Source organism: Sphingomonas lacusdianchii, from assembly GCF_022664395.1.
GTDB classification, from domain to species: Bacteria; Pseudomonadota; Alphaproteobacteria; order Sphingomonadales; family Sphingomonadaceae; genus Sphingomonas; species Sphingomonas lacusdianchii.
Genome location: NZ_JAKRET010000001.1, coordinates 143,634 through 158,423 on the forward strand (window position 1 = coordinate 143,634; position 14,790 = coordinate 158,423).

The window sequence follows — 14,790 nt, forward strand, 5'->3', positions numbered from 1 at the left end:
CGTGCGTTGGCGGCGGAATGTTGTAAAACGGCAACTATGGGTGCAGCGTTGACGGAACCGGCCCGGGCCACCTCGATCCCGGCGCGCTGGTTCCCGGCGATCGAGGTCGCGGTGCTGCTGCTGGCGATCGCGGTCGGCATCGGCAGCTATTTCCTGTTCGACGGTAGTCAGGCGGCGCGCGGGCGATTGCCATCGCCGTCGCTGATGGCGGTCGTACTCGTCGCCAACCTGATCCCGGCGATGGCGCTGCTGGTGCTGATCGGCCGCCGTATCGCTAAGCGACGCGCGGCCCGGTCGGAAATCGGCGGCACCGGCACGCTGCACGTCCGGTTGGTCGCGCTGTTCTCGATCCTCGCCAGCGTGCCGATGCTGCTGGTGACGGTGATCGCCTCGTTCCTGTTCCAATATGGTCTTGAATTCTGGTCGTCGACGCGCGCACGCGGCATTTTCGAGAATGCGCAGTCGCTCGCCCAGTCGTCCTACAATGACTTTCTGGGCGCGGTGGATAGCCAGAACGTCGCCGTCGCTACCGATATCCAGCGGATGTTGCTGGTGAATCGCTACCCGGTCGACAGCGCTCCGTTCCAGGCGCTGTACCAGTCCAGCATCATCATGCGCAGCCTTGCCGACTCCGTTCTGTTCGAAATTCCGTCGGACGGGCGTCCCAAATCGCTGGCATCGACCTCCATCTTCGAAGGTCCGTTGCGCTGGAGCATCGATCCGCGATCGATCGCCGCGTTGCGTGCCGGCAAGCCGAGCTATGTCAGCGTCCGCGACGGACAGGTGCAATCGGTCACCCGCGTCGCGGGTACGCCTTATTATCTCTACTCGGCGCGGGAAATCGATCTGGCGACCTATCAGGATCGCCTGAACCGGACGCGCCAAATCCTGTCTGATTACGATGCGTTGCTCTCGCGATCACGCAGTGTGCAGTTGCGGCTCAACGTGGCCCTCTTCGTCGTTTCACTGCTGATCGTCGGCCTGGCCGTGTTCGTGGCGCTCGCCGTCGCCGATCGCCTTGTTCGACCTGTCGGCGCGCTGGTCGGCGCCGCGCGGCGTATCGCCGATGGCGATCTTTCGGCGCGCGTCCCCGAACCGACCCATAACCGCACCAAGGACGAGATCGGTACCCTCGCCAGCGCGTTCAACAGCATGACCGAACGGTTGCAGGAACAGACCGGCGAACTGGTTGCCGCCAACGCTCAGATCGACAGCCGCCGCGCACTGATCGAGGCGGTGATGTCGGGCGTCAGTGCCGGCGTCATGTCGGTCGGACCCGACCGCGTGATCCGGCTGGCCAACAGCTCCGCCACCGCCTTGCTCCGTACCGGATCGACTTCGCTGGTCGGGCGCCCGCTGGCGGAGGTTGCTCCCGAACTCGACGCGTTGATCGGCGGCGAAACGCAGGACGCGATCATCCAGTTGGCGGCGGGTGGCGAGGCCAAGACGCTGGCGGTGCGCATCACCCGCGACGATGGCCAGCATATCCTGACCTTCGACGACATCACGCAGCAGCTGCTCGACCAGCGCCGCGCCGCATGGTCCGACGTCGCGCGCCGCATCGCGCATGAGATCAAGAATCCGCTGACCCCGATCCAGCTCGCCGCCGAACGGCTGCAACGCCGCTATGGCAGCAAGCTGACCGAGGACGACGGCACCTTCGGACGTCTGACCGAAACGATCGTGCGGCAGGTCGGCGATCTGCGCCGAATGGTCGACGAATTTTCGTCCTTTGCGCGCATGCCCAAACCGGTCTTCCGCCATGAATCGCTTGCCGAACTGGCGGGACAGAGCCTGTTCCTGCACGAGGTCGCGCATCCGGAAATCGATTTCGTCCTCGAAACCGCCGGTCCCGCGCCCCTGGTCTGCGATCGCCGGCAGCTGGGCCAGGCGTTGACTAACATCGTCAAGAACGCGACCGAAGCCGTCGCCGCCCGACCCGACGGCGCTGAACGCGGCCGGATCGAGATCGATGTCCGCTATGACGCGCAGGGGCGCATGCATATCGACACCAGCGACAACGGCATCGGCCTGCCGGTCGAGCGCGACCGCATCGCCGAACCTTATATGACGACACGCAAGGGTGGAACGGGCCTCGGCCTCGCCATCGTTCGCAAGATCGTCGAGGAACATTTCGGAACCATATCGTTCGCCGACCGTCCCGGAGGAGGGACGATCGTATCGATCCTGTTCGATCCGGCGATCCTTGCCGCACTTGCCGGCTCGGGAACCTCGGACGACGACGCACTACAGGAGGTTGAGACGCGCCATCCCATGCTTACCCGGACCGGAACATCCGCATGAAGCTCGACATTCTTGTCGTCGACGACGAAACCGACATCCGTGAACTGGTCGCCGGCGTCCTTGAGGACGAAGGGTATGAAACCCGTGGCGCCGCCGATAGCGATGCGGCGTTGGAAGCGGTGGCGCAACGTCGCCCCTCGCTGGTGCTGCTCGACGTATGGTTGCAGGGGTCGCGTCTCGACGGCCTCGATCTGCTCGACGAACTGAAGGCGCGCGATCCGTCGCTACCGGTTCTGGTCATTTCGGGCCACGGCAATATCGACACTGCCGTCGCAGCGATCCGTCGTGGTGCCGTCGACTTTATCGAAAAGCCGTTCGAGGCGGAACGACTGCTGTTCATGGTTCAGCGTGCGACCGAAACCGAGCGGCTGCGTCGCGAGGTCGCTTCGCTGCGGGTGTCGGCGGGGCGCGAAGACGACCTGACCGGCAGCTCGACCGCGATCAACAGCGTTCGGGCGACCCTGAAGCGCGTCGCCGGTACCGGCAGCCGCGTGCTCATCACCGGCGGGGCAGGGGTCGGCAAGGAAGTCGCCGCCCGCCTGCTGCATGGCTGGAGCCAGCGCGCCCAGGCACCGTTCGTGATCGTCAGCGCGGCACGCATGACGCCCGAGCGGGTCGATGAAGAACTGTTCGGCGTAGAGGAGAGCGGCAATCTGGTCCGCCCCGGGCTGCTCGAACAGGCGCATGGCGGCACGCTGTTCCTCGATGAGATCGCCGACATGCCGATCGCAACCCAGGCTCGCATCCTGCGCGTGCTGACCGATCAGAGCTTTACCCGTGTCGGCGGTACCAGGGTGGTCAAGGTCGATGTCCGGGTCGTTTCGGCGACCGCGCGTGACCTGCAACAGGAGATCCTTGACGGCAATTTCCGCGAGGACCTCTATTACCGGCTGAACGTCGTGCCGGTGCAGATCCCGTCGCTGGCCGAACGGCGCGAGGATATTCCGCCCCTCGTCGAGCATTTCGTCGCGCACTATGCCAATGAACGCCGGGTACCGACGCCGGAGGTTGCTGCCGATGCGATGATCGCGCTGCAAAGCTATGAATGGCCGGGCAATGTCCGCCAGTTGCGCAACGTCGTCGAACGCACCGTCATTCTCGCGCCCGGCAATCGTATCGCCCGCATCGATATCGACCTGTTGCCGCCGGAGGTGCTGGGCTCGGCGGGCGAGGGGGGCGGCGGCGCCACCGCCAGCGCGATCATGGGGTCGCCGCTGCGCGAGGCACGCGAGTCGTTCGAACGCGAATATCTACGAGTGCAAATCCGGCGTTTCTCCGGCAATATTTCGCGCACCGCGACCTTTATCGGCATGGAGCGCTCTGCGCTGCACCGCAAACTGAAGCTGCTGGGGATTACCGAGACGCGCGGCGACGAATAGCCGGAACGGACCATTGCGGGCACGCCCGATGCGACCTAGATTGCAGGTCCGTGCCGCTGGGGCACGGCAACCGGGTGCCGGTTAAAGACACTCACGCGGGAAATTCCCCGCCAAGAACAAGGGCAAACCATGGCCGACAGGCACGGGTCGCTTCAGGACCTGTTTCTCAACTCGCTCCGCCGGTCGAAGACGCCGGTTACCATGTTTCTGGTCAAGGGCGTCAAGCTCCAGGGCATCGTAACGTGGTTCGACAACTTCTCGGTGTTGCTGCGCCGCGACGGACAGTCGCAGCTCATTTACAAACACGCCATTTCCACCATCATGCCCGCCGGTCCTGCCGACCTGTCGTCGGTGATTCAGGCCGCATCGGAAAACACGTCGAAGAACGCGCCATTGCAGGAGATTTTCCTGAACGCGGTTCGCAAGGCGCAGGAAAACGTCACCATGTTCCTGGTGAACGGGGTCATGCTGCAGGGCCAGATCGCGGCGTTCGACCTGTTCTGCATGCTGCTACAGCGTGAGGGCATGTCGCAGCTTGTCTACAAGCATGCCGTTTCGACCATTCAGCCGGCCAATCCGCTGAATCTGGCGGAAGAACAGGCATTGGGAGCGGACGAGGCTTGAGCACCGGTTTCGATCGCGACGCGCAGGAGTTCGCGCGCGGCGCAACGGCGATCGTCGTCCTGCCCGACATGGGCGGGTCGGCGCGCGATGCCGATGCCCGGCTCGAAGAAACCGCCGGGCTGGCACTCGCTATTGGCGTGGAGGTTCGCCACCGCGTACCGTTCCGCGTTCGTGCGCCGAAGCCGGCGACGTTGCTGGGCAGTGGTCAGGTCGATCAACTGGCCACGATCGTCCGCGACGAGGATATCCAGTTGGCGGTGTTCGATGCCGCACTGACACCGGTGCAGCAGCGCAATCTGGAGACGGCGCTGGGTTGCAAGGTCATCGATAGGACCGGCCTGATCCTCGAAATCTTCGGCGAACGCGCCCGCACGGCCGAGGGGCGGTTGCAGGTCGAACTGGCGCACCTCGATTATCAGGCTGGTCGCCTGGTCCGCAGCTGGACCCACCTCGAACGTCAGCGCGGCGGGTTCGGCTTTCTCGGCGGTCCCGGCGAAACCCAGATCGAGGCCGATCGTCGCCTGATCCGTGATCGCATGGCGCGGCTGCGCCGTGAGCTGGAGGGCGTGTCACGCACCCGGACGCTGCATCGCGACCGCCGTCAGCGCGCGCCATGGCCGGTCGTGGCGCTGGTTGGCTATACCAACGCGGGCAAGTCGACGCTGTTCAACCGGCTGACCGGCGCCGACGTCATGGCCGAGAACCTGCTGTTCGCAACCCTCGACCCGACGTTACGACAGGTGTCCTTGCCCGGCATCGACAAGGCGATCCTGTCGGACACGGTGGGCTTCGTCTCCGACCTGCCGACCCAGCTCGTCGCCGCGTTCAAGGCGACGCTCGAAGAGGTCGTGTCCGCCGACCTGCTGGTCCATGTCCGCGACGTTGCACATCCCGATACCGAAGCACAGGCAACCGACGTCGAAGCAGTGCTGACCGAGATCGGCGTCGACGAAACCACGCCCCGGATCGAGGCATGGAACAAGCTCGATCTATTGAGCGACGAAGACCGTACCGAGATGCTGGGCGAAGCGTTGCACCGTCACGACGTTGTCGCGCTCTCGGCGCTGACCGGGGAAGGGGTGGATCGCCTCGTCCGCACTATCGGCGACCGTTTGACGCAGGGACATCGCCGCTATCGTATCGCGCTGGCCCCCGAAGACGGCGCCAGCGCTGCCTGGCTGCATGCCCATGGGGAGGTCACCGACCATTGGATCGATGACGATCGTGCCGTATACGATGTCCGAATGGCACCGGCCGACTATGACCGGTTCCTGACGCGCTGATCGTTGATCGGTATCGTTAACCGTGAGTTAGCGATACCTTCTTACTCGGTAGGTCAGGCCTTGGCGCGCTTCCACGCCGCTTCCTGTTCGCCAAGGGGGCGGTCGGCGAAACCGGGATCTTCGGCCTCCATCGCCTTGAACCGTCGTTCGAACTTCCCATTGGCGGCGCGCAGCGCCGCTTCGGGCTCGACGCCCAAATGCCGCGCCCAGTTGACGACCGAGAACAGCAGGTCGCCGATTTCCTCGAACCGCGCTTCGGTCGTTGTTGCCTGTTCGACTTCGATCAATTCTTCGTCGATCTTTGCGCGTGGACCGCTCGCATCCGGCCAGTCGAAGCCGACGCGGGCGGCACGCTTCTGAAGCTTTTCGGCGCGAGCAAGTGCCGGCAACCCCAAGGCGACCCCGGCCAGCGCACCATCCTGTCCCGGTTTCTGGAGGCGCTCGGCGGCTTTGACCTGTTCCCAGAGGTAGTGTCCGCCGGTTTCGCTGTCACCGAAGATATGCGGATGGCGTCGTTCCATCTTGTCGCTGATCGCGTCGACGACATCGCGCAGGGCGAACTGGCCGGCTTCCTCGGCGATGCGGCTGTGGAAGACGACCTGGAGCAACAGATCGCCCAATTCATCCTTCAGGTCGTCGATATCGTCACGCTCGATCGCGTCTGCGACTTCATACGCTTCCTCGATCGTATAGGGGGCGATGGTCGCGAATGTCTGCGCGCAATCCCATTCGCAGCCGTGTTCGGGATCCCGCAGCCTCGCCATGATCGCGACGATGCGCCCGACGGTGTCGCATGAATGCTGCACGGGGGTGGCGTCGAATGGTTCCAAACCTACCTCCAAAACCAGACATTCGAAGGACCGATAATAAACATTATGTAAAATTATCGGCTTCGAGTACGAGGGTACCGCGTTCCACACGCCAACTGCCCAAGCGTGACAGGAAGTTCATCCCGATGACGTCGAGGTTCCCGAATGCAGGCGCGACGACCACCGGCAGATCGCGTGTTTCCAGCGAGCCTATCCGAACCGTCTCGATCCGTCCGCGTGCCGCTTCGACCATGCCGTTCGCGGTCGTAATGATTACCGGCGGCACACGTCGCGGTTTGACACCGATAGCTTGCGCGGTCGCTTCGGAAATTGCGGTCGTCGTCGCGCCGCTGTCGATCAGCATACGCCGCTCGACGCCGTTCAAGCGCGCGGTTGCGTAAAAATGCCCGTCAGGTGCCTGCCGGATCCGGACGGTATCGCCCTCAACCATCTGTTCAGTCAGGCCAAGCTGGTTGCCGAGACCGGTCGCGAGTTCCGCCAGTCGCGACCGGTTGCTGAAGGCGAGATACAGGATCGCCGCGATACAGGCCCAGCCAAGGATGGCACGTAGAACGGCACGTGCAGGCGGTCGTCGGACGAGCAAAGACGACAGCGGCAGGCTCAAGGCCAACAGGCCGAGCAGGAGATAGATGCTGCGGTCGTCGCTCACAGCACCAGCTCGAGGCCGTCATAGCCCGGCTCGACCCCGACCGGCAGGCTTCCCGCCAGCGTCACGTAATCCATCGAATGATCCATATGAATCAGGACCGTCCGCTTCGCATTGCACTGTCGTGCAAAGGTCAATGCCTCGTCGAGCGACGGATGTGTCGGATGCGGTGCGACTCGCAAGGCGTCGACCACTAGAACGTCGACCCCGTGGTATAGTTCGACCATCGCGGGTGTTACCGCGCTGAAATCGGTCGCATAGCCGATCGCGGCGCCATCGGCGTCGAACCGTAGTCCGGCTGAAACGATCGCCCCATGCGGCTGATCGGTACAGCCGATTGCGATCGGGCCGATTGCAATCCGATCGGGCAGCACATCGGCGGTCACGGTCGCGCGATACCCCTGCCGCCCGGCAAAAACATAGTCGAACCGGGCTTTCAGACTGTTCAGGGTATCGGCACGGGCGAAGCCCCGGACCGGCGCACGCTGAGTATGGAAAAGCTGCCGCAGATCGTCGATGCCGTGGCAGTGATCGGCATGGTCGTGGGTCCACAGCACCGCATCAACCGTCGCGACGTTCGCCGCCAGCAGTTGCTCGCGCATGTCCGGACCGGTGTCGATCAGGATGCGCGTTCCGTCATGCTCGACCAGCGCCGATACGCGCGTACGGCGGTTGCGCGGTTCGTTCGGGTCGCAGACGCCCCAATCGTTGCCGATCCGCGGCACGCCGGACGACGTGCCCGACCCGAGGATGCGAATCTTCACGCCCGCGTTTTCGCGAACAGCGTGTGGAAATTGGCGCGGGTCGCGTCGGCCAGCGCTTCGGCTTCCTCGCCGCGCAACTGCGCCAGGAAGCGGCAGGTGTCGGCGACGAACGCCGGTTCGCCCTGCTTGCCCCGATGCGGTACGGGCGCCAGAAACGGCGCGTCGGTTTCGATCAGGAGCCGGTCTTGGGGCAGGTCCTTCGCAACCGCCTGCAACGCCTGCGCGCTCTTGAAGGTCACGATGCCCGAAATCGAGATATAGAAGCCGAGATCGAGCGCGGTTCGCGCGAGTTCGGCCGACCCGGTGAAGCAGTGCAGAACGCCGGGAAAGGCCCCCTTCCCCAATTCGTCGCGCAGGATCGCTGCGGTGTCGTCTTCGGCGTCGCGCGTATGGACCACGATCGGCAGGCCGGTTTGACGACAGGCGGCGAGATGCGATCGGAAGCTGGCCTGTTGCGCGTTGCGATCGCTGTGGTCGTAATAATAATCCAGCCCGCTTTCGCCGATGCCGACGACGCGCGGATGGGCCGCGCGGGCGACGAGCCGCGCGGTATCGACGTCGGGATGCTGGTCGGCTTCGTGGGGATGAATGCCGACCGTCGCCCAGACATCCGCCTCGCGTTCGGCGGTGGCTACGACCGCATCCCATTCGCTTTCGCGCGTCGAAATATTGAGCATCGCGACCACGCCGGTGTCGCGTGCGCGGGTCAGAACGTCGCCCTGAACCTCGGCTACGCCCTTGTAATTCAGGTGGCAGTGGCTGTCGGCCAGTTTCATGCCGGTTCGGTCTCCGCGATCGTCAGTCGGGGAAAGATGGGGGTCGGCGGTGCGATGCGGAAGCCCGCCGCGCGTGCGTCTTCGTACCAGCGGTGATCGCCCAGCGTATCATGGCCCTGCCCCGCCTGATTCAACAGGTCGAGCAAGGCGTTGGCGGAGGTCGGAACGACCGGCACGATCGTGATTGCGAGATCGCGGATCGCGCGGACCAGCGTGCCAAGGACCGCGTGCATGCGGTCGGGGTCGGTCTTGCGCAGCGACCAGGGTGCCTGCACGTCGATATACTGGTTGCAGGCGAAGACGCCGCGCATCCAAGCCTCAAGTGCCTGACTTAGCTGGAAGTTGGCGAAGTTGCCACGGAAGGCACTGGTTGCGTCGGCGATCTGGGACAGGAGTTCGGCGTCGGCGGGGTCGCCGCGGCCGGGTTCGGGCAGCGCGCCTTCCAGATTTTTGGCGATGAATGAAAGGGTTCGCTGGGCGAGGTTGCCGAAGCTGTTGGCCAGGTCGCTGTTGGCGCGCGTGACGATCGCTTCGTCGGAAAAGGTGCCATCCTGACCGAAGCTGACATCGCGCAGCAGAAAGTAGCGCAACTGGTCGATGCCGTAGAGGCCGGCGAGCGCCATCGGGTCGACTACGTTACCGGTCGACTTGGACATTTTCTCGCCGCGGTTGAGCAGGAAGCCGTGGCCGAACACCGTTTTGGGCAATGCCAACTTCGCCGACATCAGGAAGGCGGGCCAATAGACCGCGTGAAAGCGGACGATATCCTTGCCGATCAGATGCAGCGCCGCTGGCCAGTAATGGTTGGGCGCCTCAGGATAGCCGGCACCGGTCAGATAGTTGGTCAGCGCGTCGACCCAGACATACATGACGTGGCCGGGGCTGTCGGGCACCGGTACGCCCCAGTCGAAGCTGGTGCGCGAGACCGACAGGTCGGTCAGCCCGCCCTCGACGAAGCGGAGCACTTCGTTGCGGCGGCTTTCGGGCTGGATGAAGTCGGGGTTGGCGGCGTAGAAATCGAGCAACGGCTGCTGATATTTGGACAGGCGGAAGAACCACGTCTCCTCGGCCGTCCATTCGACCGGCGTACCCTGCGGCGACAGGCGCACCCCGCCCTCGCCATCGGTCAGCTCCTTTTCCTCGTAAAAGGCTTCGTCGCGGACCGAATACCAGCCTTCATAGCGATCGAGATACAGGTCGCCGGCATCGCGCATCGCGATCCAGATCGCCTGCGACGCGGCATAATGCTGCGGCTCGACGGTGCGGATGAAACGGTCGTACGATATGTTCAGTTCGCCAGCCATATCGTGGAAATATCCCGACATTTCGTCGGCCAGCGCGCGCACCTCGACGCCGCGGTCGCGCGCGGTCTTGACCATCTTCAGCCCGTGTTCGTCGGTGCCGGTCTGAAAGAACACGTCGCGCCCGGCCTGGCGCTGGAAGCGGGCGATGGCGTCGGCGGCGATCATTTCATAGGCATGGCCGATATGCGGCCGGCCGTTCGGGTAATGGATCGCGGTGGTGATGTAGAAGGGATCGGACATGGTCCGAGGCTCTAGGCGAAACGTCGGCCCTGCGCCAGTCGGGCAACGAGGCCCGCCATTTCGAACACCGTCGTCTCCGCCACCAGCGATAGGGCCGGCGCCATCGACGCCAGCGCGCGCGCCTTGTCGTAAGCGTCGAGAGCATCGCGCAGCGCTGGCCCAGTTCGGGTCCGCGCCGTCGCCGCGATCAATGCCGGGGCGCGGTCGAGGAAGACGGCGTAGCGCGGCTGCGCGGTCTTGCCGGCCAGCGACTTGGCGAGGCGCGCGCGGATGCGGTTGTCGGCGTCGCCGGTCTCGGCGATTTCCGTCAGGTCGCGGTCGAGCGCCGCCACCGACAGTCCGGCATAGGCCAGCGCGCGGCCGGGCGAGCCATCGGCGGCAGTGACCAGCGCCGCGACCTCGGCCGGTTCGGTCTCGGGAAGTTGCGTCCGCACCACCGCCGCGACCTGATCGTCGGTGAGCGGTTCGAAGCGCAACTGGCGACAGCGCGAGCGGATCGTCGGCAGTAGCCGTCCGGGCGAATGGCTGACCAGCAGGAAGATCGTGCCGACCGGCGGCTCTTCAAGGTTCTTGAGCAGCGCGTTGGCACCGGGACGTTCGAGGTCGTCGATCGCGTCGATCACGATCACGCGCCGCGACGACAGCGCAGGCTTGGTCGCGAACAACGGTTGTAGCGTGCGGACCTGATCGATCTTGATGCTTCGGGCGATATCCTGATCGGGCTTGTCCGGGTCCTTGGGCAAACGGACCAGTTCGCGATAGTCGGGGTGCGCACCGGCGGCGATCAACGTCGCGACGCGGTGGTCGTCGCCGATCTGCCCATGCATCCGGCTGCGTCCGTCGAGTGCGGTGGCAAGCAGGCGCAGCGCCATGTCGCGGGCGAAGCTGCCCTTCCCCACCCCTTCGGGGCCGCTGAGCAGCCATGCATGGTGCAGCGACTCCCCTTCGGCGGCGGCGATGAACGCCTGCCGCGCGGCATCATTGCCGATCGGGGTCATGGCAGCAGGTCGGCAATCGCTTCGATCAGCCGCGCCGTCACGACGTCGGGTGCGCCGGAGGCGTCGACACGGCGGACGCGCTCGCTTTCGGTCTCCGCGATCCGGTCGAAGGTCGCCGCGACCGAGCGATGGAATTCGTCGCCGCGCGCCGCGAACCGGTCGGCCGCCTCGCCGTCGCGAGCACGGGCGCGCGCGTCCCCTTCCCCATCGGGAAGCGTCAGCAGCAGCGTGCGGTCGGGCAACAACCCGCGCGACCCGAAGGCGTGGAGCGCGAGGATCGCGGCATCGTCGATCCCCTGCGCCCCCTGATAGGCACGCGTGCTGTCGATGAAGCGGTCGCAGATCACCCAGCTTCCCGCAGCGACCAGCGGGTTGATATGCTTTTCGACATGATCGGCGCGGGCGGCAGCGAACAGCAATGCCTCGCTATGCGCGCTCCAGCGGCGCACCTCACCCTGCATCAGCAGGTCGCGGATCGCCTCCGCCCCTTCGCTGCCGCCGGGTTCGCGGGTCAGCACGGCGTGGATGCCGCGCGCCTCCAGCGCGACAACCAGCGCGCGGGCCTGGGTCGACTTACCGACCCCTTCCCCGCCCTCCAGCGTCAGGAACCGCCCCGCGCTCAAGCGAACAGCGAGGTCAGGCTTGCCCAGACGCGACCGAAGAAGCCGGCCTCGGCCACGTCCTTTTCGGCGACCAGCGGCATGCGCTGTTCGCCGGTGTCGGGCGACGAAATCACCAGATCGGCGATATGCTGACCCTTGGCGATCGGCGCCTTGATCGGGCCGGTATAGACGACTTTCGCGGTGATCGGGCTGTTGGTTCCGGCGGGCATGGTCACGGTCAGCGCCTTCGGCGCGACGAGGCCGACGGTCGAGGAATCGCCCAGCTGCACTTCGGCGGTCTCGACCTTCTTGCCCGCCGCGACAATCGGGCGCGCGCGCCAGGCGCCGAAGCCCCAGTTCATGAACTTGACCGATTCGGCGATACGCTGGTTCGAGCTGGTGAGGCCGGCCAGCACCATCACCAGACGGCGGCCATCCTGTTCGGCCGAGCCGGTGAAGCCATAGCCGGCTTCCTCGGTATGACCGGTCTTCAGGCCATCGGCGCCGCGCACCCGGCCGAGCAGCGGATCCCGGTTCGCCTGCGTGATCGCGGCGCCCTCGCCCAGCGTCTTGCCCCAGGTGAAATCGGTCTTCGAATAGAATTTCTTGTAGAGTTGCGGGTGGTTCTGGATCGTCGCGCTGGCGAGCTTCGCCAGATCACGTGCGGTCACATAAGTGCGCCCTTCGTCGGGCCAGCCATTCGACGTGCCGAAATGGCTGTTGGTCAGGCCCAATTCCTTGGCCCGCTGGTTCATCAGGTTGGTGAAGGCTTCTTCCGACCCAGCGATCTTTTCGGCGAGCACGACACAGGCATCGTTCCCCGACAGCACGATGATGCCGTAGAGCAGATTTTCGACGCTGACATTCTCGTTCACCGACAGGAACATGGTCGATCCGGCCTGCGGACCGTGCCATTTCTTCCACGTTTCGGGCGACACGGTCGCCATGTCGTTGAGCTTCAGATCGCCCTTCTTGATCAGGTCGAACGCGACATAGGCGGTCATCATCTTCGCCATCGATGCCGGCGGCATCCGGCGGTCGGCGTCCTTGGCATAGAGCGTCGCGCCCGACGACAGGTCGGTCATGAACGCGACCGGGGCCTGTGTATCGAACGGCGGCGCGGCGGCGATGCCGGGCGTGGCGATGGCAATGGCGGCGATGCTCGAAAGGGCAATCTTACGCATGGGGCACGTGGTTCCGTTCAGTCCTGGGCGATGATCCGGGCGTCGGCGAAGCCGCGACGTGCGATGGCGGCACGGGCGGTTTCGGCGGCGGCTCGGGTGGTAAATGGGCCTGCTTGCACCCGGTACAGCCTGCCCGCCGAACGTACAACGCCGTCGACGGTTTTTGCGAGGGTTGCGGCGCGGGTTGCGTCAGACAGGGCGGCGACCTGCACCAACCAGCGGCCGGTGGCGGCGGGTTTGGGTGCGACAGGCGATGTCGCGCGCGGCGTCGGTCTGGGGGACGTGGTGACCGGGGTCGGCTCCGGCATGGATCGCGTCGGAATCGGGCGCGGCGGCGCAACGGGCTGCATTGCCGGGGTTTGCGTCGTCGGCAGCCGTCGCCGTAGCGCCGCGAGCAACGATGGCGGCGCGGCGAGGCGCGATACTTCGGTGCCGGCGCGGATCGCCGTCTGTTCGGCAGGCGACGGTACGGCGGGGCGAATGCGGATCTTCGGCGCCATCTGATCGAGGATGCCCAGCGCCTTCGCCGCGGCGTTCGACAGCAGGGCGAGGTTGCCGGCCGGCAGCGACGGGTCCTGTTCAACCTGCAGCACGATGGTCCGGCCATCGTCCAGCGTGGTCACTTCGGCATAGCTGCCGTCCGCCAGGCTGCGGTGCCGCACGGTCATGGCCGGGGCTGCGAAGGTGCCGGCCACACCGACTTCGTCGAGCAATTGCGCATGGATTACCGGCGGTGCGTCGGGCGGCACGGTCTGTCCGGCGAGCATCAGCAGCAGCGCCGCAAGGCTCATTGCGCGACCGCGTCCGCCAGCAGCCCGACCGACAGCGCGTAATAATTCGAGCAGTTATAGTCGAGGATCACCCGGTAATTGCCCGTCAGCAGATAGGCGGTCGCGCCGGGACCATCGGGTTCGATCAACGTCGCCTGAATCGTCGGGTCGAGCCGCCGCCCGTCGCTCGGCACCACGCCCCGCGCCTGCCACTCGGCGAGCGTGCGCCACTGGCTGTGGCGTTCGAAGACGCGCGGGCAGCGCGGCGACAGGGTGCGCGGAGTCAGGATCGAGCGATCGAAGCCGGCGGGTACCTGTACGGCGAAGCCCCAGGGCTGGCCGGGCCGCCAGCCGGCATCGACGAAGTAATTGGCGATCGACGCCAGCGTATCGGCCGGGTTCGACCAGATATTGGCGACACCATCGCCATCGCCGTCCAGCGCGAGGCGGAGATAGATCGACGGCAGGAACTGCGGATAGCCGAACGCGCCGGCCCAGCTTCCCTTCAGCCGTTCGCGCGGCACGCCGCGATCGATCATCTTCAACGTGGCGATGAATTCGGGTTCGAACAGGCTGCGGCGGCGCCCTTCATAGGCGAGCGTGGCGAGGCTGCGCGGGAGGTCGAAATCGCCGGTATAGCTGCCATAATTGGTTTCGTGGCCCCAGATGGCGACCATCACCGATTCCGGCACGCCGGTCTGCTGCTCGATCGCCGCCAGCCGCGCGCGCTGCGCCTGATAGGCGGTGCGGCCACGGTTGATCCGCGCGGCGTCGACATGGCGGATACGGTACGGGGCGAAGCGCGAGACGGTGGTCGTCGTCGACGCGCCGGGCTGTTGCCGGTCAAGCTCGACGACGCGCGGATTGTAGGTGAGCGTCGGCAGGACGGAATCGATCGTTTCCTGCCGCACGCCCTGCGCGCGTGCGCGCAGCGCCACCTCGCGCATATAGGCGTCGAACCCGGCCGCATCCTGCGCCGCCGCCGACCCTCCGGCCATCAGGGCAAGGACCGCCGCCAACCCCGCTTTCGCAATACGCATACACAGCCTCCCGCTAGACCGATCTTTTGGCACAGCGCGGGTGGCG

14 protein-coding genes are annotated in these 14,790 nt (G+C 65.5%); 4 read left to right on the forward strand and 10 right to left on the reverse strand.

The genetic code is table 11. From position 1 onward, the window contains the following. Positions 1–48 precede the first annotated feature (48 nt). The 4 genes from MF607_RS00680 (at position 49) to hflX (ending at position 5,590) form a co-directional block, all read left to right on the forward strand. Complete coding sequence (locus MF607_RS00680) at positions 49–2,304, forward strand: sensor histidine kinase NtrY-like (RefSeq protein WP_242115478.1); 2,256 nt, start codon at positions 49–51, stop codon at positions 2,302–2,304. Further along, positions 2,301–3,683 (forward strand): nitrogen assimilation response regulator NtrX, encoded by a 1,383-nt coding sequence (ntrX, locus tag MF607_RS00685; protein WP_242115479.1) that lies wholly within the window; start codon positions 2,301–2,303, stop codon positions 3,681–3,683. Before MF607_RS00680 ends, ntrX begins: the two co-directional genes overlap by 4 nt. Positions 3,684–3,785: 102 nt before the next feature. Further along, positions 3,786–4,307 (forward strand): RNA chaperone Hfq, encoded by a 522-nt coding sequence (hfq, locus tag MF607_RS00690; protein WP_347340854.1) that lies wholly within the window; start codon positions 3,786–3,788, stop codon positions 4,305–4,307. After that, the gene (gene hflX / locus MF607_RS00695) at positions 4,304–5,590 is read left to right on the forward strand and encodes a GTPase HflX (RefSeq protein WP_242115481.1); all 1,287 of its coding nucleotides are present in this window, start codon (positions 4,304–4,306) and stop codon (positions 5,588–5,590) included. Before hfq ends, hflX begins: the two co-directional genes overlap by 4 nt. 53 nt (positions 5,591–5,643) lie before the next feature. Here the strand turns inward: hflX and mazG are convergent, their stop codons facing one another. The 10 genes from mazG to MF607_RS00745 form a co-directional block, all read right to left on the reverse strand. Next, positions 5,644–6,354: a nucleoside triphosphate pyrophosphohydrolase gene (mazG, locus tag MF607_RS00700; protein ID WP_242115482.1), complete on the reverse strand. Its 711-nt coding sequence runs from the start codon at positions 6,352–6,354 to the stop codon at positions 5,644–5,646. A gap of 109 nt (positions 6,355–6,463) precedes the next feature. Then, on the reverse strand, positions 6,464–7,069 hold the full coding sequence (locus tag MF607_RS00705) for a retropepsin-like aspartic protease family protein (protein WP_242115483.1): 606 nt from the start codon (positions 7,067–7,069) through the stop codon (positions 6,464–6,466). Next, positions 7,066–7,830, reverse strand: a complete 765-nt coding sequence (locus tag MF607_RS00710) for an MBL fold metallo-hydrolase (RefSeq protein WP_242115484.1) — start codon at positions 7,828–7,830, stop codon at positions 7,066–7,068. Before MF607_RS00710 ends, MF607_RS00705 begins: the two co-directional genes overlap by 4 nt. After that, entirely contained in the window at positions 7,827–8,606 is a 780-nt protein-coding gene (locus MF607_RS00715; protein ID WP_242115485.1) for a TatD family hydrolase, read from the reverse strand. The genes MF607_RS00710 and MF607_RS00715 overlap by 4 nt, the downstream gene beginning before the upstream one ends. Continuing rightward, entirely contained in the window at positions 8,603–10,150 is a 1,548-nt protein-coding gene (gene metG / locus MF607_RS00720; RefSeq protein ID WP_242115486.1) for a methionine--tRNA ligase, read from the reverse strand. The genes MF607_RS00715 and metG overlap by 4 nt, the downstream gene beginning before the upstream one ends. A gap of 11 nt (positions 10,151–10,161) precedes the next feature. Then, positions 10,162–11,148, reverse strand: a complete 987-nt coding sequence (locus MF607_RS00725; protein WP_242115487.1) for a DNA polymerase III subunit delta' — start codon at positions 11,146–11,148, stop codon at positions 10,162–10,164. Beyond that, entirely contained in the window at positions 11,145–11,771 is a 627-nt protein-coding gene (gene tmk / locus MF607_RS00730) for a dTMP kinase (RefSeq protein WP_242115488.1), read from the reverse strand. The genes MF607_RS00725 and tmk overlap by 4 nt, the downstream gene beginning before the upstream one ends. Then, positions 11,768–12,934 carry a D-alanyl-D-alanine carboxypeptidase family protein gene (locus tag MF607_RS00735; protein ID WP_242115489.1) on the reverse strand — a complete coding sequence of 389 codons (1,167 nt, stop codon included), beginning with the start codon at positions 12,932–12,934 and terminating at the stop codon, positions 11,768–11,770. Before MF607_RS00735 ends, tmk begins: the two co-directional genes overlap by 4 nt. Before the next feature lie 17 nt (positions 12,935–12,951). Next, positions 12,952–13,725 carry an SPOR domain-containing protein gene (locus MF607_RS00740; protein ID WP_242115490.1) on the reverse strand — a complete coding sequence of 258 codons (774 nt, stop codon included), beginning with the start codon at positions 13,723–13,725 and terminating at the stop codon, positions 12,952–12,954. Beyond that, the gene (locus tag MF607_RS00745) at positions 13,722–14,744 is read right to left on the reverse strand and encodes a lytic murein transglycosylase (protein WP_242115491.1); all 1,023 of its coding nucleotides are present in this window, start codon (positions 14,742–14,744) and stop codon (positions 13,722–13,724) included. Before MF607_RS00745 ends, MF607_RS00740 begins: the two co-directional genes overlap by 4 nt. Positions 14,745–14,790 lie beyond the last annotated feature (46 nt).